A 21,171-nucleotide genomic window follows, 5' to 3' on the forward strand; every position below is an offset into this window, starting at 1 on the left:
GAGACAGCTCCTTATGATGAGGACTAATTCTTAATGGCTTGTATGTTATCAAATATAAGTGCGGCACTTGTTTCATTGATTAAACCGGGTGAATCTTCCCAAATATAGAAACTTACACCGTTCATACTGTTATAGAATATACCATTATCAAGACCCCAGTACCCATGTCTTGGGTTAGAAACATCCATGGCACAAGGACCCGCTTCTACCATATCAATGTGTCTTGTTTCACCTGGTTCAACGGTATAATAGTAAGTGGCTATGGCACCATTGCTGTGGATATTGATACGAAGCTGTACAGGTACACTGCCTGGATTGGTTACATCATAGCTGATGCCATCTGACATATTTAGGCCAAACACGCCTGGGGAAGCTAGGATAAGGTTGGAGTAGACACCGTTGCCGCTTTTGTTTAGATTAGATACGGTGTATTTAAGGGCTTTGGAGCCTTGTGTTACACCCGTACCTGTTACAACCTGTGCCGATGATGCTGTGGCGTTTGATAATCGATAAACAGATGTATCATTACCTTCAAAAGTAAGTCCTGCAAATTCAGGAACAACAATCACAGGAATTGGTGGAAGTGGCTCTGGTTCTTCAGATTCCTTATCAGGAAAAACAGGATCCACCGGAGGTTTTGGGTTAATGACCACTTGACTACCTGCGAATTTGTTTTCATACATGGTGCTGTGGACTGATCTTGCGGCATTAACAAGTGATGGATATGGCTGGTCTGTAACATCAACAAATCCTGTATCCGAGTTCTCACCATCCCATCCACGACCGAGTATGGGTTCATCGAAGTACTGGAACCAGTGAATACCAACAAGCTTGTTGTTATCTTCGATATCGTCTAAGTAATCTGCAACCATCCGTTCTCTATCTTGGGGCCAAACGGGCACAAGACCTCTCGTAATAGCACCTCGTTCACATGTATTCATATGAAATTCCCCAATCATGATTGGTTTATCAAAGGTATCCAGCTCCATCCAGTTTTGAATAGGGTGGGTCTTGTAGCTGTTATAACTGACAATATCACAATACTTAGCTGCTATGGCTGCGATACCTTGTGGGCAACCCCAGTCAGCGAACCTTGAACCAAGATACATGGTATTTGGAAGGACTCTTTCGCAGATATCATGTACGGTTTTATAATATTTCTCAGCGATATATTCAAACATTTCTGTTGTATCTTGAACACCAACCGGTCCTGTATAGCTTGGTAAGAAATCATCAAAACTGTTCAATGAGGAACCCCATGCTGTATTTAGATTATTGATATCGTTGTTGTATTTTTCTTTCAGCCAATCAATAAGTGCACGCTTGGTATAAGCAGGTGAGGTGTAAGCATCAGAATGCACAAAGGTTGACCATATCAGATATTTACCTTCTTGACTGCCCCAGTGAATCTCGTTATCAACGAATACACCAATACACCAAGGGTCTCTATCCACGCCAGCGTCTCTTAATGCCATTGCACCGTCATAAACATCATGCTCAAACTGAGGATCAAAAGGATCGGATAGATGTCCCCATCCTGGACCATCAAGGCTAAGTTTCGCATGGGTGCCGGTTACCCAGAAGTTAGCGGCATAAGGCGTTTTAACTTGGTTCCCTTTACCAAAAGCAATGGATGGAAGAGACCAACATCCCAGTGACGTGAATCCCCAGGCTTTGGTTCGCTTGATGGCATTGCTCTTCCATTTTTCAAGCCAGTCATCACCGTATTTTTTCTCCAGGTTGATGGTGTAGAAGTTAATACCCAGATTGGTTTCATTGGAACCATCCGGTGATACTGGACATCCACTAAGGTTAGAAAAATGCTCTGAGAATTGGCCATTGCGGTCAGGTAAGTTTTCGAACATGGGTTCTCTACCTGCTACCCATGTGTTCTGGTCGCCATATCGGATAACATCAAGACCTGTTGAAAGGTAAGGATAACCTTCAGGGTCAATCATCATCCACTGACCTTCCACTTTCTTCACATAGAATCTACCCGTTGATGCCTGTTTAAGGGCTTCATTTCTCCAGCCACCGAACTGGTTACGAGAAGCATTGGCTTCAAGTTCTGCTATCCATGTATCCAGCTGCATCTGTTCGTTGGCTTCTGCATCCAGAAGCTCTTGGTCATGATGTATTTTTTCGTCATAATCGATATAATTGCTCTGACCATATTTATCCAGATAGTAGTAGTTGCCAAGCTTAACCCGTGTTGCATCATCCACGGTTTTGACACTATCAAGAATGAAACGCATACCCGCAGATGCTTGATTAACCCCGAATGTTATCTTTGTGATATGATAACCCCCAATATTTCCAGGACCACTTACAAGGGATGTGGCAGTCACACCACTGCCATTCATATCACTAAAACTCCGAATAGCCAGATCGCCCTGTGATATATTGTAGGCCGTTGTGATTTTCATCTGTTCATTAGGCACAACTGAAATCTTATTGACCTGCTGATTTGTTGTACCTGTTTCTGGATCAATAAGGCCAACGGTTACATAGAGGTCAAAAGGACTTGACACTTGGCTTTTTGCTGAGAAAGTCAGACATGCATTGCTGCTGATTACCCAAGGCTTGTCATCAACAGGAACAAAATCGATAGAAGACGAACCTGTGTTGAATAGGACATCTAAAGCTTTTGAACCATGGGTAATCCCATTGTTCGACACCCTATTCGTCGTACTGTTGTTTTCTACCAATGTTGCTGATGTTTCTTGATCCTCAAATGAAAGTCGGTTCATATAGGGTATGATGGTTTCTGCAAAACCAATGACTGTTACGGCACATGTAGCCTTTTTAGTATGATCTTCATTGGAAGTGGCTGTAATGATAGCATGACCATTCCCTTTTGCTGTGACCTGACCGCTTTGATCAACGGTTGCAACAGAAATATTACTGGATGACCAAGTGACCGTTTTATCTGTAATAGCGTCAGGCATTACGGTTGCTGTTAACTGTAATGCTGTTCCTTGTTCCTTATCAATGGTTGCTGTTGTTTGATCTAATGTAACGATTGGGGTGATTTCTGCCTGCGTCGTTATATGATCCACAATAAATGAGGTTGCCGTTAATCCGGGTCTTTCTTCCCATAGGTATATCTCAAACAAATCAATGTTTGCCTGGTCGATACCGTTATCAGCTCCCCACCAGCCATCTGCTCCAGAAAAGTTGGGGGTTTGTGGACCTAAATTATCAATGGTAATTGATCTTGAACTGTTAGCAGGAAGGGTAAAATAATTGATTCGTCTGTTATTGCTAGTATCTTTCACATCGATTCTAATCTGAATATCTTCATGGTTGGGATTGGTGAGATACGCTTTGAATACTGCATTATCTCCCCAATTAAATGGCTCATTCATATCAAACCTGATGCCTCCATAGTTTGTATCCAGCGTTCCTGTATTGACCAGTAATGCTCTTGTACCGCCTATAACCCCTTGTGTTGTAAACTGTGTCGTTGCCCCATGATAAACACGCATGAAGTCTAGGTTTTCATTCTGTTCAAAAGAAATTGACGGCATTTGACTGCCTGTCCCTGCATGGCTCACCATAACCTTATTTGAGATCATCAATATAATGACCAACAAAAGTGCGGCTGCTTTTTTTAAACGCATATTTTTTACTCCTTTATCATTGACATTAACCTCACATCTTTCAACATTTGGTTATTATTTTGTAGAACACATTCGCTTAAACTTAGCTGTTTAAGCTTTTATTGTAGGATACTTTCTTATGTATCCACCATATTTGATTCATTGTTTATGTTAATTTCTTGTTTGGATTTCTGTCAATAAGAATAAATAATGTGTTTATGTTATTTTCAATCAAGAGTAAATATTCAGAATATTTTAATAAGAAATGGTCTGCAACCTTAGGGAAGATAACAATTGCGAATGAAGGACATTATGTAAAATTAAGAAATCTGGTGAGTATAAAACATACCATAATGTGTAAAGGAAGGGATTGTGGGAAATAAGTCATTTCTTGGCAATCCCTTCCTAAAAACACCTATGGATGTGATATGCACATCATTTGTACATCGTTATATATGTTCACAGATAGAACCTATGCTAAAACTTAAGCTGATACAATTGTTTATGAATATTTCTTACTGCATTGACTAATGGTTCATAAGGTTGGTCTGTTACATCGACAAATCCTGTATTGGAATTTTCGCCGTCCCATGCTCGACCTAGGGTAGGCTGGTCATAGTATTGGAACCATTGAGCGCCCACACATTTTGAATCGGCAAGAACACTTCGCATATAGGTATCGTAGGATGAACCTCTAGCACTTTGAGTACCTACAGGGCATAAACCTGGAGCAAATTGTCCGTGGTCACTGGCATTAAAATGGAATTCTCCAATGATAGTGGGTTTATCATGTGACCCTGTGGTTATGAAGCTCTGGTTAATATCATCTTTATAACAATTATAGCTCACCACATCTGCGTAATTAGCACAAGCTTGTGCCACTTCATTACCTACGCCCCAATTAGCAAACCTTGCACCTAGATATAATTTATCGGGTAATTTTTCTTCCAATACATCATGTATGATTTTGAAATACTTATCTGCTATTTGATACAATAGATCGGCATTATCACCAATTGTACCTGTATAGGCAGCTGTCAGCACACTCCAAGATGAAATACTGGTTCCCCATGCTGTATTTAAGGATGAGATACTGTTGTTATATTTCCATTTCAAGAAGTCCACCATGGCTCTTTTGGCATAAGCTGTTGTACTTGAACCGTTCATTTTGAAAATCTCTTTTATGAGTAAATAGCGTCCATTAGGGTCACTGCCATGTCCCCATGGTATTTCATTATCTACGTAAACACCGATGCACCAAGGGTCTTCGTTAACACCTCTATTTTTCAGATCAGTTGCCATATTCTCTGCATTGGTTTTGAACTTTGGATCGTAGGGGTCTGGTACATTACCCCAGTATGGATTACCATTAAATATTTCCGCATGGTCTGTTGCAGGGTTAAAGGTTTTTGTCCAGCCATTGGCCGCATAAGACATCTGATTGATATTACCTTTACCAAAAAACATATCTGGATCAGACCAGCATCCCAAGGATGTAAAGCCCCAAGCTTTGAAACGTTTTAAAGCGATTTCTTTCCACTTATTCTTATAATCCTGACCATATTTACGTTCTAAATTGGCCGTATAGAAATTAAACGCATCCCCAGATGCTAAATTAAGTGGAGAACGCACACCTTTATTCACTCTGGTATAGTGGTCCCCTAAGCTGCCTGTTTTGCTTGGGATATTGGAAAACATACTTTGTCGTCCTGTTATCCAAGTACTGGCATCACCTAATCTGATAATATCAATGCCTGTTGCTATATAGGGATAGCCTTCTGGGTCGACAAATGACCATTTGTTATTGATTTTCTTTACATAAAAATGTCCAGTGGCCGCCTGTCTTAAAGATGCATTCTTATAACCACCATATTTACTAAAATTAGTACTGGACTGCATATCATTGAGCTGATTGGTTAATGTGGTTTGCTCACTGGCCGCGATAGCTGTTAACTGATTATTAGAGGTAATTTTGCCTGACCAATTTTGCTTGGTATACTGGCCATAAGTATCCAAAATACCATTGAGATAGGCATAACTAATGGTTGGGTTGGTAACAGCCCGCAGATGATCAAAGATCAAGGTGGATGTCTGGGTGTTGTTCATCAAGAAAAATGTGATTTGGGTCACGTAGCAATTATCCATATTGGCTGTTCCCCATCCATAATCCGCTATGATACCATCTCCATAAGGAGGATTGTATAACATCCCTAACTCTGGCAGTTTATTTTGTGCAGCAATAACTGTGGTTTGCTGATTAGCAGGAATAGTAGCCCTATAAATTGTTTCTTGAGCCGCACCAGTCTGCTTGTTTTTTGCATTGAATTTGATATAAAGTACCAGATTTCTCGTCATGGGGTTCTTCACGCTAAAAGCTAACCCCTTATCATTACCAAAATCCCAAGCTGTACCCGATGCAGGCATGAATAGAATACCTGGGTAAGAGCCTGTGGCATAGTCAACCTTTAGCGCTTTTGTACCATCGGTATTGCCATTGTTTGATACAACTGATACGGTGTTCGATTGTCCATTATAATAGGGTGTATTCTCACCTGTTTCAAATGAAACCTTTGGGAAACTGACACCTGTTTCTGCTTGAACTTCTATGAGACCTGTATAGAATCCCATGATTAGAAATAATACCAAAAATAGAGTAACTCCTTTTTTCATTCCATGTTTTAATTGCATACCTTTACTCCTTTTATTAATTATAGTAGACGTTTTTCAAGTTCGCATCTATTCTAGTTAATAAAACGGTCTCATCTTAAGTAAACTCATGTATTTCTATTGATTTTGTTTTTCCCATGCTTTGTTATAGAGCTCATGTAATTCGTTTCTACCTTTGGCTTCACATTCTGCAACAAATGCGTCCCAATTATCAAAGGATTCTACACCAAAGATAAATCTTTCATTCATTTGATTGATGTAGTCGTTTAATGTGGAACGATAGAAACCTTCTTCTTCTTTTTCCATATCCGATAGAATAATGGAAGGCTGGTTAGGTTTGAATACCCCTTTTTCATTCATTTCAGCAAATAAATCAACCACAAATTTCGTCTTATTAGAAGCGAATTGGTCATTATCTCTTCTTGGTGTTAAACAGTTTTGATTAATACCATATTCTGCTGTGTAGTCAAAATCAAGATCCATATACTCTTTTCGACCATCTTCTAATACTTTGAAGGTTTCGCCTTCAATACCAAAAGTTAATAACTCAGCTGCTTCATCTGAATAGAACCAATCGATAAAGGCTAAGAATTCTGGGAAATCCTCACGCTTAGCAACAGCAGCATTGATGACCCAGCCTTGTTCGTATTTTGCTACTTCACCACCTGAATAATGTCCCCAGGGACCTTTCGGCGGCATCATCGGTTGAATGTTGAAATTCTCGTTACCAGATTGCGTAGGACCGTCTCTGTTATAACGATTTTCATTACCGATCCAATCGATCATAATAAATTGTTCTCCGTTTTTAGCTCTTTCTTCATAGACCGTACTGTCTAAGGTTGTGAATTCAACATCTAATAATTCTTCTTGATACATTTTGTTAAACCACATGAGCATTTCCTTATACGCATCGCTTGTTGGCACAAACTCAAAATTATCGTTATCTTCTTGGTATCTAAACATGTTACCAATATTCCAGCCTGCATTGGTATTGAATGCTTGGGATATTTTAGACAGGATATTAGGCGAACCAAAACGATTGGTCATAGGGTAAGCATCTGGATTATGCTCTTTCCAAGTTTTACAAGCCTCATAAACTTCTTCCATGGTTGTAGGCATCTTAATGCCATATTCATCAAGTTGATCCATACGAATAAGCCATCCATGACTGTTAATTCTCTGGGTGTTGCAGTTAATAGGCAGCATATAGTATTTGCCATCAATTTCACGGGCATTATCTAAGTCTGGGTGGTAATCGTACTTGTCAATAAAAGCTTTGTAGTTAGGCATACGGTCCACATAATCACTGATGGGTAGAAATAAACCACTTGATATGTAGGATGATATGTCTGAATTAAATGTTTTGGATATAATATCTGGCATTTCGCCTGAGTTAAACACCACTGTTCGACGAGCAGCATAATCAGACCCAGGTACAGCTTCAAGCTTTAAATCAACATTAAGCCGTTCTTTTATCTCTGTTAACACAAACCAGTCTTCTTTATACGGGTAATTGGCATTGTCTTCGTATAACATGGTAAATGTTAACGGCTTATCACCAAGTGTTGCCTCTTCTTGCTGCTCTGTATTGGTGTCGTCATTTGATGAGTCTTGGTTATCATTTGTGTCAGGTTGTGATGTCCCTGAATCTGCTTGTTCTGTGTCATTGTTTTTAGTTCCACACGCTGTTAATGCAAGCATTACCAAAACTAAAATCAATGCCCCCCCTTTTTTAAACCATTTCATTTTTTTCATTGTATGTCCTCCATTCCTTTTGATATAACCGAGATGTGTAATCTCATCTATTATACAATGCTCTTAGCCTTATGGCATATAAGCAAATAATAGCAATACATTAACCCTTAACAGACCCTATGAGTATGCCCTTTGTAAAATACTTTTGAACAAAGGGATAGACACATAAAATAGGAATACTTGTCAACATAATGGTTGAAGCCTGTAATGTTTGTGGAACTGTTTTTGCAGCTGTAGAATCCACTTCTTTTCCATTTTTGATGGTATTCATGGCACCTAGTACAATGTTACGAAGGTACATGGCAACTGGTCGTTTGGCATCCGTTTTAAAGTAGATGAGTGAAATAAACCATTCATTCCATAACCATACGGCTACGAACAGTCCAATGGTTGCAATAATGGGCTTTGATAAAGGCAAAACAATCTTTATCAAAACGCCTATATCTGTCAGTCCATCTATCCTTGCGGCTTCTTTTAATTCTTCTGGAATTCCTTGGAAAAAGGTCTTCATAATCATCACATTGTAAGCACTGATGGCTCCTGGCAGTACCATGGCCCACATTTTATCATATAAGTTCAGATCCCTTATCAAGATAAAGTTAGGAATTAAGCCCCCTGAAAAAAACATGGTAAAAATAATCACTTTCATGATGATGCTTCCACCAATGAGGTTCTTTTTTGATAAAGGATAAGCACACATAATGGTCAATACAAGACTTAAACTGGTACCTACAGACGTATAAATAATGGTATTTTTATAAGCAGTCCAAAATTGGGATTGTTTGAGCATGTGTGTGTATGCTGTGAAGTTAAAATCAACAGGAAAAAAAATAACCTCTCCTGCTAAGACAGCTCTTGAACTACTAAAAGAAACCGCTAGCATATAGATAAAAGGGAACAACGTTATGGCTACAAGCAACAGCATGATACCACTGTTTAATTTTAAAAAGTTTTTATAATTGAATATTCTAGACATGATTTCCTCCTACCATAAACTATAATCTGAATATTTTTTGGCTAGTCGATTTGTTGTCCACAGCATGGTTAAGCAAATGACAGCTTGGAATAAGCCTGCTGCTGTTGCACTACTGAACCTTGGTATGGATGAAGCAAGACCTAAACGATAGATATAGGTTTGTAGAATATCTGCTGTATCATAGATATTCGGATTGTACATTAACAGTACTTTTTCAAAACCAATGTTTAAGGTATTACCCACTGCTAATATCAACGTAATCACAATGGTTGGCATAATACCTGGTAGGGTCACATGAATCATTTGTTTCCACTTATTAGCACCATCAATTTTGGCAGCTTCATATAAATGTTGGTCAACACCTGATAGTGCCGCAATATAGAGAATGGCATTCCATCCCATAAACTGCCATATATCGGAAATAATATAGATGGGTCTAAACCAAGAGGATTCATTCATAAAGTAAACGCTTTTGCCTCCAAAAAACTCAATCATTTTGTTAATAATACCTGTTGATGGTGATAAGAGATTTGATAACATGGATACAACAACAACCGTTGACAAGAATCTTGGTAAATAAGTGATGGTTTGTATCACACGTTTTCGTCCGTTGTTTCTGACTTCATTTAATAGTAAAGCAAAAATGATGGGAATAGGAAAACCTATAATTAATGCACTGAAACTTAAAATAAAGGTGTTTTTAAAAGCAGTCCAAAAAGAAGAATCTTTTAACAACATCCTAAAGTATAACCAACCTACCCACTCACCTGATAACAAAGACCCTCCAGGCTTAAACCTTTTAAAAGCAATTGTTACACCATACATGGGCACATATTTAAAGATAATAAAATAGATGATCGGTAAAAGAAGTAAAAGATATAATCGGTAATCCTTTTTCATCTGTCTAAACATCAATTTTCTATCATTTCGCTTTTTTTTAACCTTTGCCTTATCCTTTGCAAGATCGATTCTCTGGGTTTTCGAATCGATAATACTGTCATTTACTGCCAACTTTATCACTCCTTGTCGTATTAAGGTCCTCATATGTACGGCTTGATAGTAGCACGATAATTTTTATGTGAAAAGTTGTAATCTTCCACCTTGATATAATAAGTGAGGTTTTCATTGTTGTAATTTTCCACCTTCTTATAAGAAAGCGATAGTTGGTATAACAAACGACTATTATAACAAAAGGCGAATTTTATACCATTGACCCATTCTATACCCTCTCTTATAATAGAATTAGATACATTCAAAGGAGATGGACACCATGTTTAGAATAAATAGGAAGAATAACTTATTTAATACCATCTTCATCTATTTTATTTGGGCTATTATATCCGCTTTTATTTTTTTACTCTTAACCAATACCTATTATTTAAATGTATTGCAATCTAAAACCCGTGAAGCCTACAACCATAAATTAAAAAATTTGTCAAAGACCATCGAAACCACATTAGAAGAAATCCATCACACAACTGCCATGTTTTCTATTTCTAATGACTTAGAAAATGTACTGACAACAAATAGAGGACTCAAATACGATGATTTTACAAACATCACCCAATCCGTAGATGCCTTACAAAAATTTCATCGAACAAAATCCTACATTAACAGTGTTTTTATTATTAATAAGAAAGATAATCTTATCATTAGCAGTTCAGGAACAAGCTCCATCAATGAATATTTCAATCTTGTGTGCCATTATGACGATTATCCAAAGGATTTTTGGCTGAAACTTGAAGATCAGCAGCAGAAATATACCATTTTCTCCCCCAGTTATGTCACCAATACGGTCAATGGTAATCGAAGAGAAATCATTCCCATCGTCCAATTTTCTTCTCCTGACACCACGTACAACAACCTGTTGGTGGTGAATTTGGATAATCCATATATGGTGAATCTCTTCAATGAAAATCGGTTATCCAACAACAGTATTATTTTCCTTTACAACAGCGCAGATGAAGTTGTTATTCGTTCAGATTCATCCATTACATTGTCCTTAACAGACAAACAGATGATTCAGATGTCGGAATCCAATCTTCAGAGAGATATTTCGACGATCCATATAGAAGGTAGACGGTATCTTGTGGTCACCAATAAAAATCATCAAACCAATAATGCCATTTGTGCCATAACACCTTATTCCGATTTGACCCGTGAATCCTTTTCCGTATTAATGGTGCCGTTGATACTCTTTTTTATTGGTATCGTGATTGTTATCTTGTTAAGCTTCTTATTAGTAGGAAAATATATACACCTATTCACAGTGTGGCGTTACGTCTAAGAGAAAATTATACATTAGAAAACGATACACCTATTCGCAATGATTTGGATTTTTTAAATCAAAGTGTCCAAAGGATTATTAATGATAACAAAAAATTAAAAGAAGACCTGCACCTTGCTATACCTTACGTGTGTGAACGCTATTTACTTAGTTTATTTGATGACAATGAGATATTACGAGAAGATGATGTCACCCATTTCTTATCCCATTACGATTTCACTTTTCCAAATAAATTTTTTATTGTGATTCATTCCACCCTTAATTTTCAAGAAGGTTTCTTTGAGACCCATAGTAAAGCCGAATACAATGCCATCTGCCAGGGTAGTTTCCTCATAGCCAATGAAGCCTTTTCGACCATCGAAAACCGCTATGTATTTTCTGTCGCCGTTAATCAAATTTGTGTTATTTTAAACATACCTACCCCAAGTGAAAAATCAAAATTAGCCGCAAGTATTCTAAAATACCATAAAAGCTTAGATGTGAACGATGACATGATGATTGTTCATAGTGGTGTAGGCAACTTGTACGAAGGCCTTAATGGTCTAAAAAAATCATACAATGAAGCAAGGCAAGCCAATTCCCAGATTATATACATGACCACATCCATGGTACGCACTTACTCACCACAAGATGAAAATATCACCAGTTCCCATTATTCCATTGAAGAAGACAACCAAATGATTAATTTTCTCCTTCAAGGCAATAAGGAAAAAGTGCTGTCACATTACGATCGGATTATAAATAAAAATATAGAGGAGCATATTGGCTGTCATGGACTGAAAGAACTATACTTACAACTCTATAACACAGCCGTCAGGGTCATTAATCGTAAGCATTTGAATATCTACGATATTATGGGAGAGGATTATATTAACATCAGTTCTCAAGTAGGTGATTTGCCTGTAGATGAACTCTACCATTACATCAAAAAAGTATTCTTAAAAACCATTGACTTATACGCAAAATCAAATGAAGTCCATGATATAGCCAACATTAAACAATACCTGGATACCCATTACAACCATGAAATCTATCTGGATGCCATTGCAGAGCATTTTGGTAAGAGTGCCAAATACATGTCCAAATACATCAAAAAAGTATTGGGTATTTCATTTCAAGACTATATCTCTTCATTGCGCATAGAAAAATCAAAAGAGTTGCTGCTCAATACCAAAAACAGTATTAGCTCCATTGCGGAAGAAGTAGGTTTTAACAGCCGCCATCCTTTTATACGTAAGTTCAAAATCCTTGAAGGCGTTACCCCTACAGAATATCGTAAATTACATAGATAACCCTTGTAGAGTAACGAACGGAACTATGCCTCGTTCCGCAAAGTGGATGTAATGATTAGAGTTTCCTTAGCACATATGAGAGCTCACCTATAAGATAAAAAAAGTGAACACTCCTTTGTTCGTAAGAAAAACAAAGAGCGTTCACTTTTTTAACATTTTATATGAATGCCTGCTGGATCCTATCTCTTTTCAATAAAACATTATTTTTTAATATAATTCAATGGATTTTGTGGTTCACCATTAATTAATACCCCATAATGCACATGAGGTCCACTGCTTCTACCTGTGCTGCCTGACTTAGCAATTTTATCGCCGCGACATACCACATCACCTTGTTTAACAAGTAAACGGGAGTTATGTCCATATTTTGTAGTGATACCATAACCATGATCCACAATAACAAGCCTTCCATATATGGAATCATAACCAGCAAAAATAACCTTACCTCTTCCAGTGGCATACACACTTGTTCCACTCGATGCCTTTAAGTCTACACCTCGATGATATTCGGAACTTCTTCCACCAAATGGGTTTTTACGCCATCCAAAAGGACTCGTCACACGGGTACTTTTTAGAGGCAATATGGATGGGTAAGCTTCCCAATAAGGAATCATCTCATCTATTTTTTCTTCTAATTGTGCATACGTCTTTGTCTCATCCTCAAGCATTTGTGTGGTGTTTTTTATCTGTTCCATAAGGGAATCGGCTTTATCATTAAAGTCCAGTTCCAATACAGGTACATTTGCCACTGTACTTAAAGATGTTACAGCAAGTATAGGACTCCTAGCAGCTGTAAATTCCTTGGTATTTATATCGATTGCATCTAATTCTATAGCCCCTATGGGCTGTGTTTCCGTGGTCTTTTCTGTATTGTTGAGTTTTGAATCAATTTCTTCTTTTTTCTGCTGTAATGTATTTAACTGATTCAAGAGCCTTCTTTGGGATTCTGTCAATTGTTGTAATTTCGTTTCTTTGTCAATACCTTCGTTGGTTAACTGTGAAATTTTCTCGTCCTTATGGCTGTTTTCATATGTATTTTCTTGTAGTTTTCGTGTAGCAGCTACTTTTTGATTATTAGCGTCTGCAACATTGCCATTAACAGCCGTAACCCATATAACCATTGCCACTAGACTAGCCAGTAGAGGAAACCTAATCCATTTAGGAATTTTAATGGTTATTGGATTTTTCGTTGGATCAGAAATAATAACAAAGGTAATATACGATTTACAACTTAGCTTATGTTCTTTGTTTTTCTTCCTAGTCCTGAAACTCATGCGAGCTATCCCCACCTTCTATTTACGAGCCATTAACCTATTATGCTCTATCATTTTTAAACTTATAGCTTTACGCAGTAACCTTATTATAGCATAATTAGTAATACTTTTGTAATAAAAATTTAATTATTTTAATAAATTGACAAAAATAAAACCAACCGCCTAGAAAACTTATAGGGGGCTGGTTCCATGGAGCTAAGTCTATTCACATGCTACCGAAATAAATCTAAGACTCTGTCCCAAAAGGTTTTTTTCTCTTCTGCAACATGAGGTATAATTTCTTTCTTTTCCAATCGAATAGGAGGTGTCTGTATAATGAGCTGGGTGTTTGTTTCGATTGGATTACCTAAATCCACAAAAGAAGAACGTGTTCCCTCTCGGGCTGTAAGGGATTCATAAGCATTCACTTTCTCATGGATGGTTGCAATGCCACTGTGCAGTTCTTTTTGTCCATCCTGTAATTGATGCATATGGGATGGCAGTTCCTTGGTCTGCTGGTTTAACTGACTGGCACCTTTGTGCAACGCTTTTATGCCTTTTGATAAGTCATGGGTTCCTCCATGTAAATGTTGTAATCCTGTGGTTAATTGACCTACTTGACTTGGCAATTGACTAACTTGCTGATGATAAGCTTTCATGCCTGTTTCTACTTTGTTTATACCAGCTACATAGGTATGGAGTCCTGCATTCAATTGCTCCATGGATATAGCCATCTGGGTATAAGCTTCCATCTGTGCGATGAGTTGATGACCTAAGTTGATATTGTCTTCAACACCACTGGCGATCATGTTTTGTGCCAAAGCTAAGGTTTGCTCTTTACCTTCTAATAAGTTATCCATGTTTTCTTTAATACTGCTGTAACCACCTGTAAGCTGTTCCACACTTGCTTGTGCTGAGCCAATGCCCGTTACCAGTTCATGAACCGATGTGACCATCTGGGTAGACTGATCTTGAAAGCTGGTGATACCTTCTGTTGCCTCTTGCAATCCTTCCTCCACTTGCTCTGCACCTGTCATTAGTCCTTTTGCACCCTTAGACAAATCATAAACAGCATCTGTAACAGACTGGATACCTTCCTGTAAGTCTGTCGTTTTTTCTACTAATTCATTGGACCCATCTGCCATATCACCTATACCATCAATGCCTTCTTGTATATCCCCTGGAACAGTCATGTCAAAAGGAACCAGGGTCATGATGATGGGGCTAAGCTCCAGATTTTGAACCACAGCCTCTAAGATGAACTCTCCTGTTTGGTCTGGTAACAGCATGTAATTAACGGTTAATGTCTTACCTACGGTGACCACATTACCGCTATTCATGCGTACATCTGAGAATTTATCCAAATCCAATGCCACTTGTATTTGGGTACTGAAATCCATATCAGCTTGATACCCTTTATTCTTATCAACACTTATTTTTAACATAAACTGGCCGCTTTTACCGGCTAATTGACTTGCTTGTATAGGTTCATCATTCAGATAGTAGGTAATGTGATAGCCATGAGGCAGTTGAATATCCTCTAACTCACCTTCGTAGTAAAAATCCTTTGTCAGTACATCTGCTGGCCAAGTGATTCTGTTGCCTTCAATTAGACCAACCGTATCATCCATAAGACTCTTAACAGATTTATAAGAACCGTAATCCACAATGACCGCTTCATCTGTACTGCCATGTAAACGATTCACCACCGTTGTATGGTCCATGGTTCCATCATGGTTTAACTTGATGTAGATACTTTCATGTTTACTAACTTGTGCGTACACTGGACGTATCATGGTTAATGATAGTAGACTGATTAATAAAAAAGCTATTTTTTTCACTTCATTCACCCTCTCTTATGGCTATGTTTCTTTTTCTTGGTGATCACAAATAGTGCGGGTAATAACAGAATAACTAAGATGGTACTAATAACGGCACCTCTCCCGATGAGTAAGGTGACTTCGCCTACTGCTACATTAGAAGTCATGTAGTGAACACATAAACAGGCTGATAATATAATCATGGCACTGACCAGTATGGATTGCCCAGATTTATGAACCGCTTGTTTTACAGCATCTATGTTCGGCATTTTTTTACTGAAATGACGGTATTTATCTGTCAGTAAAATAGCATAATCAATAGTGGCCCCTAACTGTATGGCACTAATGATAATGTAGGAGATAAAATTAATGCTGGTGCCCATAAAATAAGTGATGGATAAATTAATCCATATACCTAATTGAATAACCAATACTAAAAGGATGGGAAACTTAATGGACTTAAAGGTAAGCATTAAAATAATAAAAATAATGATAACCGATGCAATGGATACTTTCACAAAATCATCAGGTGTTACGTCACTCAGGTCTTTAACAGCCTGGGTATCACCTGTGATGTAATAATCATCGAAATATTTTTGGGATATTTGATCCAGTTCATCAATGGTCTGAAGGGTTATCTGGTCTTCTCGACCACCAATGAGCTCCACCATGTAATAGGCATACTGATCGGTGGTATACTGATGGATTACTTCTTCAGGTATAAAGGCTTGGGGTATGGTATGATCCACCAATGTATATAAACCGGTCATATCCCTTACATATTCCAATTGTTGTATGTCTTGAATATAGTGTTCATGGGTTACCTTATTGTCATGAGGTACTATAAGAATGGCCTGTGTCCCCAGATTATCCACCACTTCTTTTAAAGGATTCTCCTCTTGATGATTGGTGGATACCAGGTAATTGTAGGTGACTTTTCTCTGAGCTTTGAATGTAGGTATCATGAGGATTAATGCTATGATCATGATGATATGCCTGTATTTGACAGCCATTCCAGCTACTTTTTTAAAGGAAGGCAAATACACCTTATGGGTATATTTTTCAATTAACTTATCAAACAAGATGATTAAACAAGGCTGTAACGTTAACACAGCAATTAAACTAAAGAACACACCTTTTCCTAACACAATCCCTAAATCTGCCCCCATACCATAGCGCATTAGTAATAGAGCAGAAAAACCGCCAACAGTTGTCAAGGCACTAGCGGATACCGATGAAAAAGTTTTAGCGATGGCGTTAATCATGGATGCTTTTAGAGCATGCCCTTTTGAACGTTCATCATGGAACGTATGTAATAGGAAGATAGAGTAATCCATGGATAGAGCTAATTGGAGTATTGCCGTTGCAGAGAAAGTAATGGACGATACATCATCTAAGAAAATATTGGTTCCCATGTTGATGACAACGGATATCCCGATGGTAATTAAGAAAAAAATGGGTTCAAAATAGGAGGATGTGGATGCCATAAGGATGAAAAAGATAATGATCACACCGAGGACAAGGTATTTAGGCAATTCCTTCAAAGCACTCTCCATGCCTTCCTTGGACTGCATAGCCGGTCCGCCAAGATAATAGTCACCCTCTACAACGTGGTTAATTTCATCCATAATGGCAAAGGACCGAGAGGAATTATTGGAGTGTTCTAGGAATATGTATAGAATATAAGCATCCTCTTTGATGAATTTATCCACACTTTTTTCATTCATAAACCCTATTGGTTTTTTGATATCTTCGTAATCACCTAACCAAGTCACTTTATGGACACCTTCAATGGATTTTATTTTTTCCACTGTATCTGCCACTTCATACAGTTCTTTATTTTGTATAGCTAATATGCCTTGACCAAGCATATCGAATTCTTCCCTTAATATCTTTTCACCTTTTTTAGTCATGGTGTTATCTGGCAGGTAAGATGATAAATCGGAGTTAATGGTAACATATTGCATGGCAAATGCTGATACGAGTAACACCACCAAGTATAATCCAATAAAAATCTTATGATGATGAACAATAAATCCAGCAAATTTCTTCATGTGACACCTCCTGTTCTGATTTTACGGTCAATCTAAGCTTAGGCAATCAACATTTCTCAAATATCAAACGTTAATTTCAAATACTCATTTAAAATTTATATTTTAATTATATCTAAGATTTCCATCTTGTCAAGAGCATCAGCTTAATATGCTAAAAAAGGACATCCTAAAAAAGGTCTGCTTATAATGGACATGGTTTGAACTAAGTGTCTCTTTATGTTAGAATATACTATTATAAGTTGAAACACGATTGAGGCGATATTTCATGAAGAAAAGTGATGAAGCAAGACAAAAAATTATGCATGCCACCATTGAATTGTTAAGCAAACAAGGACATGCCACCATAAAAGAAATATCTGACATGTCCCATGTTAATGTGGCAGCGGTTAATTACTATTATGGTGACAAACAAAGCTTGTATAACAAAGTCATTGATTATGTGTCTGAAGAACTAAAAGGTAACATAACCAAACTCATTGATGGGTCAACCAATGATTTAGAACCTGTGGTTAAAGAGGTGATTAATATCATCTATCATTGGACCTTAAAATATAATGGTGTGTTAAAATACATGATTGGCAACAACAGTCAAGATGGTAAAGAAGCTTTCATGTTCAATCATTTATTTTACGATGAAGCATTTTCAAAAAAAATCTATGCACATTTGGAAGAATATACAGGTATTCATGACCAAGAATTATTATACATCAAGTACATGATTATCTTTTCCAGTTTTGCATTCCCAATGATGATTGAATTTATTCGAAATGAGGGTACGCTGAATGATAGCATGCACGCTACTTCTCTTTCTCAACCATCCTTTAAGAAAAAATATATTGATGAATTAATCAAGGTCATTATGGACTAAATAAAGTTATGAACAAAAGAGGCTACGCCTCGTTCCGCAAAGCGGATTTGTCCGTTAGGAAAGTTTCCTTACCACAAATGAGAATGCTCCTATCTCATTTGTTAAATTGAGAACTTTCCTATAGAAGAACACATGTTAACCCGTGTAAAAGGTAAGTAATAGACTTACATCATAAGGTGGTATATATGAATCAGAAAACATTAAACACGTTAGAATATAATAAAATCATAGGTCAGCTGGTTGATCTTACATCATCAAAAATGGCTAAAGAGATTTCCATGAATCTACAACCCCATTATGACCTGACCTATATTCGAAAGAAGCAGCAAGAAACCACAGAAGCCGTGACCATGATTCTGAAAAGAGGTTCACTCCCTCTAGGTGGTTTAAAGGATATTCGTTCTTCCTTAAAACGGCTATCCATTGGCGGCAACCTTTCTATGCTGGAATTATTACATATAGGTGAAGTTCTTCGGGTATGTTCACAAGTAAAATCCTACGCCAAAGGTGCTAAAGATGCCAACCAGTTCCTTAATTTGGAACTTCTCTATAACCTATTTGATAACATTGAAGTGCTCCATCCTCTCTACAAAGAGATTACCCGCTGTATTATCTCTGAAGAGGAAATGGCAGATGATGCAAGTCGTGAACTGCATCAAATAAGACGACAGATGAAGGTATCCAATGAAAAGATTAAAGAGCAGTTGAATCGTATCATAACGTCGTCAAGCTATAAGACCATGCTCCAAGACCCGATTATTACCATTCGTAATGATCGCTATTGTGTGCCTGTCAAACAAGAATATCGAGGTTCTTTTAAGGGTATGATTCACGATCAGTCTGCTTCTGGCTCGACCTTATTCATTGAGCCTATGTCCGTTGTGGAATTAAACAATAAAGTAAAAGAACTCTTTACAAAAGAAAAACAGGAGATTGAAAAAATCCTTGCACGGTTAAGCAGCTTCTGTTATGAACATGCATTCCAACTGGACGCTAATACCAAGCTGTTAACGGAGATCGATTTTATCTTTGCAAAAGGAGAGCTCTCCATCGCACTGAATTGTACAGAACCAACATTCAATGACCATAAGCATATCCGTATCATCAAAGGCCGTCATCCATTATTGGATCAAAAAACCGTTGTACCTATTGATATTCATCTGGGTCAAGATTTTACAACCCTGATGATTACAGGTCCTAACACGGGAGGTAAAACAGTTACCTTAAAAACAGTAGGCTTACTCACACTCATGGGACAGGCAGGTCTTCACATTCCTGCTTCAGCCAATTCTCAATTATCCATTTTTGACCACATATTTGCTGATATTGGTGATGAACAGAGCATTGAACAATCGTTGAGTACCTTCTCCTCACACATGACCAATATCATTGATATACTGGCCCATGCTACAGAAGATTCTTTGGTCTTATTTGATGAATTAGGGGCCGGAACTGATCCAACAGAAGGTGCCGCTCTGGCTATGGCCATATTGGATAATCTCCATGCCAAGGATATTTTAACGGTAGCAACAACCCACTACAGTGAGCTTAAGGTCTATGCCCTCTCCACAAGTGGCGTAGAAAATGCTTGTTGTGAATTTGATGTAAAAACACTACGCCCAACCTATCGCTTACTAATTGGTATCCCAGGTAAAAGTAATGCTTTTGCCATTTCCAAGCGCTTAGGTCTATCCGATGATATCATTGATGAAGCCAAACAGTTATTAGAACAAAAAGAAGTGCGTTTTGAAGACCTCATTACAGAACTTGAAATCAGTAAAAAAACAACCCTCATGGAAAAAGAGAAAGCTGAACGGTACAGCAGAGAAGCTGAACAGCTGAAAGAGAAAGTTGAAGTTCAAAAAGAAAAAATCGCTCAGCAAAAAGAACGTATTCTAAAAGAAGCCAAGGAAGAGGCCTATAAGGTCCTTAGCCTTGCTAAAGATAAAGCCGATCATATCATTAAAGAAATGACAAAGCTGAGTAAACATACGGGTAATGCAAAAGAAATGGAGTCTCATAGAAGCAGCCTCCGTTCCTCCATCACTTCCATGGAAAAAGGTCTGTCATCCAGCATGAAACCTAAAAAGAATGTTACTAAATCGTTGAAAGATGTGAAAGCTGGGGACATGGTATTTGTCACCACCCTTAATCAAAAAGGTACGGTGTTATCACCGCCAAATGCAAAAGGTGATGTGCAATTACAAATGGGCATCATGAAAACAAAAGTAAACATAAAAGATTTGAGTTATGTAGGTGGTGGTGATATCACTTACAAAAATCAAACACCCAAAACAAAAAAATCTGTCTCATCCAAGTCCATGTCCATATCGCCAGAAGTGGATGTAAGGGGCTGTATGGTGGACGAGGCACTGGGGATATTGGATAAGTTTCTTGACGATGCTTACCTCTCCCACTTACCTCAAGTCACCATTATCCATGGTAAGGGAACAGGTGCTCTACGAACTGGTATCCATGGTTTCTTAAGACGAGTAAAATACATTAAATCCTTCCGAATTGGTTCTTTTGGTGAAGGTGAATCTGGCGTAACCATTGTGGAATTTAAATAAAACGATCTGAACAATCATTTAAGCACG

At 37.8% G+C, this 21,171-nt stretch carries 12 protein-coding genes; 4 read left to right on the forward strand and 8 right to left on the reverse strand.

What is annotated here, in order from left to right; translation table 11 throughout:
* Positions 1–23: 23 nt before the first annotated feature.
* The 5 genes from HZI73_RS25535 to HZI73_RS25555 all read right to left on the reverse strand — a co-directional run bounded on the left by HZI73_RS25535 (position 24) and on the right by HZI73_RS25555 (position 10,011).
* The gene (locus HZI73_RS25535) at positions 24–3,623 is read right to left on the reverse strand and encodes an Ig-like domain-containing protein (protein ID WP_212696151.1); all 3,600 of its coding nucleotides are present in this window, start codon (positions 3,621–3,623) and stop codon (positions 24–26) included.
* A gap of 456 nt (positions 3,624–4,079) precedes the next feature.
* The gene (locus tag HZI73_RS25540; protein WP_212696152.1) at positions 4,080–6,290 is read right to left on the reverse strand and encodes an agarase; all 2,211 of its coding nucleotides are present in this window, start codon (positions 6,288–6,290) and stop codon (positions 4,080–4,082) included.
* A gap of 96 nt (positions 6,291–6,386) precedes the next feature.
* Positions 6,387–8,024, reverse strand: a complete 1,638-nt coding sequence (locus tag HZI73_RS25545; protein ID WP_212696153.1) for an extracellular solute-binding protein — start codon at positions 8,022–8,024, stop codon at positions 6,387–6,389.
* A 100-nt stretch (positions 8,025–8,124) separates the two neighbouring features.
* Positions 8,125–9,000: a carbohydrate ABC transporter permease gene (locus tag HZI73_RS25550; RefSeq protein WP_212696154.1), complete on the reverse strand. Its 876-nt coding sequence runs from the start codon at positions 8,998–9,000 to the stop codon at positions 8,125–8,127.
* 9 nt (positions 9,001–9,009) lie between these two features.
* On the reverse strand, positions 9,010–10,011 hold the full coding sequence (locus HZI73_RS25555) for an ABC transporter permease (RefSeq protein ID WP_246552291.1): 1,002 nt from the start codon (positions 10,009–10,011) through the stop codon (positions 9,010–9,012).
* A 259-nt stretch (positions 10,012–10,270) separates the two neighbouring features.
* Between HZI73_RS25555 and HZI73_RS25560 the strand changes: the two genes are divergently transcribed.
* Together HZI73_RS25560 and HZI73_RS25565 are read left to right on the forward strand one after the other, a co-directional pair.
* Positions 10,271–11,287, forward strand: coding sequence for a cache domain-containing protein (locus tag HZI73_RS25560; protein ID WP_212696155.1), 1,017 nt, complete (start codon positions 10,271–10,273; stop codon positions 11,285–11,287).
* Positions 11,272–12,579, forward strand: a complete 1,308-nt coding sequence (locus tag HZI73_RS25565; RefSeq protein WP_212696156.1) for a helix-turn-helix domain-containing protein — start codon at positions 11,272–11,274, stop codon at positions 12,577–12,579. Before HZI73_RS25560 ends, HZI73_RS25565 begins: the two co-directional genes overlap by 16 nt.
* A 200-nt stretch (positions 12,580–12,779) precedes the next feature.
* On the opposite strand, the gene HZI73_RS25570 is transcribed toward HZI73_RS25565, so the two are convergent.
* The 3 genes from HZI73_RS25570 to HZI73_RS25580 all read right to left on the reverse strand — a co-directional run bounded on the left by HZI73_RS25570 (position 12,780) and on the right by HZI73_RS25580 (position 17,706).
* Positions 12,780–13,853, reverse strand: coding sequence for a M23 family metallopeptidase (locus HZI73_RS25570; RefSeq protein ID WP_212696157.1), 1,074 nt, complete (start codon positions 13,851–13,853; stop codon positions 12,780–12,782).
* A gap of 212 nt (positions 13,854–14,065) precedes the next feature.
* Positions 14,066–15,673: a methyl-accepting chemotaxis protein gene (locus HZI73_RS25575; protein ID WP_212696158.1), complete on the reverse strand. Its 1,608-nt coding sequence runs from the start codon at positions 15,671–15,673 to the stop codon at positions 14,066–14,068.
* A 5-nt stretch (positions 15,674–15,678) separates the two neighbouring features.
* Positions 15,679–17,706, reverse strand: coding sequence for an efflux RND transporter permease subunit (locus HZI73_RS25580; RefSeq protein WP_212696159.1), 2,028 nt, complete (start codon positions 17,704–17,706; stop codon positions 15,679–15,681).
* A 265-nt stretch (positions 17,707–17,971) separates the two neighbouring features.
* Here HZI73_RS25580 and HZI73_RS25585 point away from each other — a divergent pair, with 265 nt between their 5' ends.
* Positions 17,972–18,574 carry a TetR/AcrR family transcriptional regulator gene (locus HZI73_RS25585; RefSeq protein ID WP_212696160.1) on the forward strand — a complete coding sequence of 201 codons (603 nt, stop codon included), beginning with the start codon at positions 17,972–17,974 and terminating at the stop codon, positions 18,572–18,574.
* Positions 18,575–18,759: 185 nt separating this feature from the next.
* Complete coding sequence (locus tag HZI73_RS25590) at positions 18,760–21,144, forward strand: endonuclease MutS2 (protein WP_212696161.1); 2,385 nt, start codon at positions 18,760–18,762, stop codon at positions 21,142–21,144.
* Positions 21,145–21,171 lie beyond the last annotated feature (27 nt).

The organism is Vallitalea pronyensis, from assembly GCF_018141445.1.
Taxonomy (GTDB): domain Bacteria; phylum Bacillota; class Clostridia; order Lachnospirales; family Vallitaleaceae; genus Vallitalea; species Vallitalea pronyensis.

What these genes read in the sequence shown, in the direction of transcription:
- HZI73_RS25535 (WP_212696151.1), bottom strand. Translation starts at nt 3,623, where the DNA reads ATGCGTTTAAAAAAAGCAGCCGCACTTTTGTTGGTCATTATATTGATG.
- HZI73_RS25540 (WP_212696152.1), bottom strand. Translation starts at nt 6,290, where the DNA reads ATGCAATTAAAACATGGAATGAAAAAAGGAGTTACTCTATTTTTGGTA.
- HZI73_RS25545 (WP_212696153.1), bottom strand. Translation starts at nt 8,024, where the DNA reads ATGAAAAAAATGAAATGGTTTAAAAAAGGGGGGGCATTGATTTTAGTT.
- HZI73_RS25550 (WP_212696154.1), bottom strand. Translation starts at nt 9,000, where the DNA reads ATGTCTAGAATATTCAATTATAAAAACTTTTTAAAATTAAACAGTGGT.
- HZI73_RS25560 (WP_212696155.1), top strand. Translation starts at nt 10,271, where the DNA reads ATGTTTAGAATAAATAGGAAGAATAACTTATTTAATACCATCTTCATC.
- HZI73_RS25570 (WP_212696157.1), bottom strand. Translation starts at nt 13,853, where the DNA reads ATGAGTTTCAGGACTAGGAAGAAAAACAAAGAACATAAGCTAAGTTGT.
- HZI73_RS25580 (WP_212696159.1), bottom strand. Translation starts at nt 17,706, where the DNA reads ATGAAGAAATTTGCTGGATTTATTGTTCATCATCATAAGATTTTTATT.
- HZI73_RS25585 (WP_212696160.1), top strand. Translation starts at nt 17,972, where the DNA reads ATGAAGAAAAGTGATGAAGCAAGACAAAAAATTATGCATGCCACCATT.
- HZI73_RS25590 (WP_212696161.1), top strand. Translation starts at nt 18,760, where the DNA reads ATGAATCAGAAAACATTAAACACGTTAGAATATAATAAAATCATAGGT.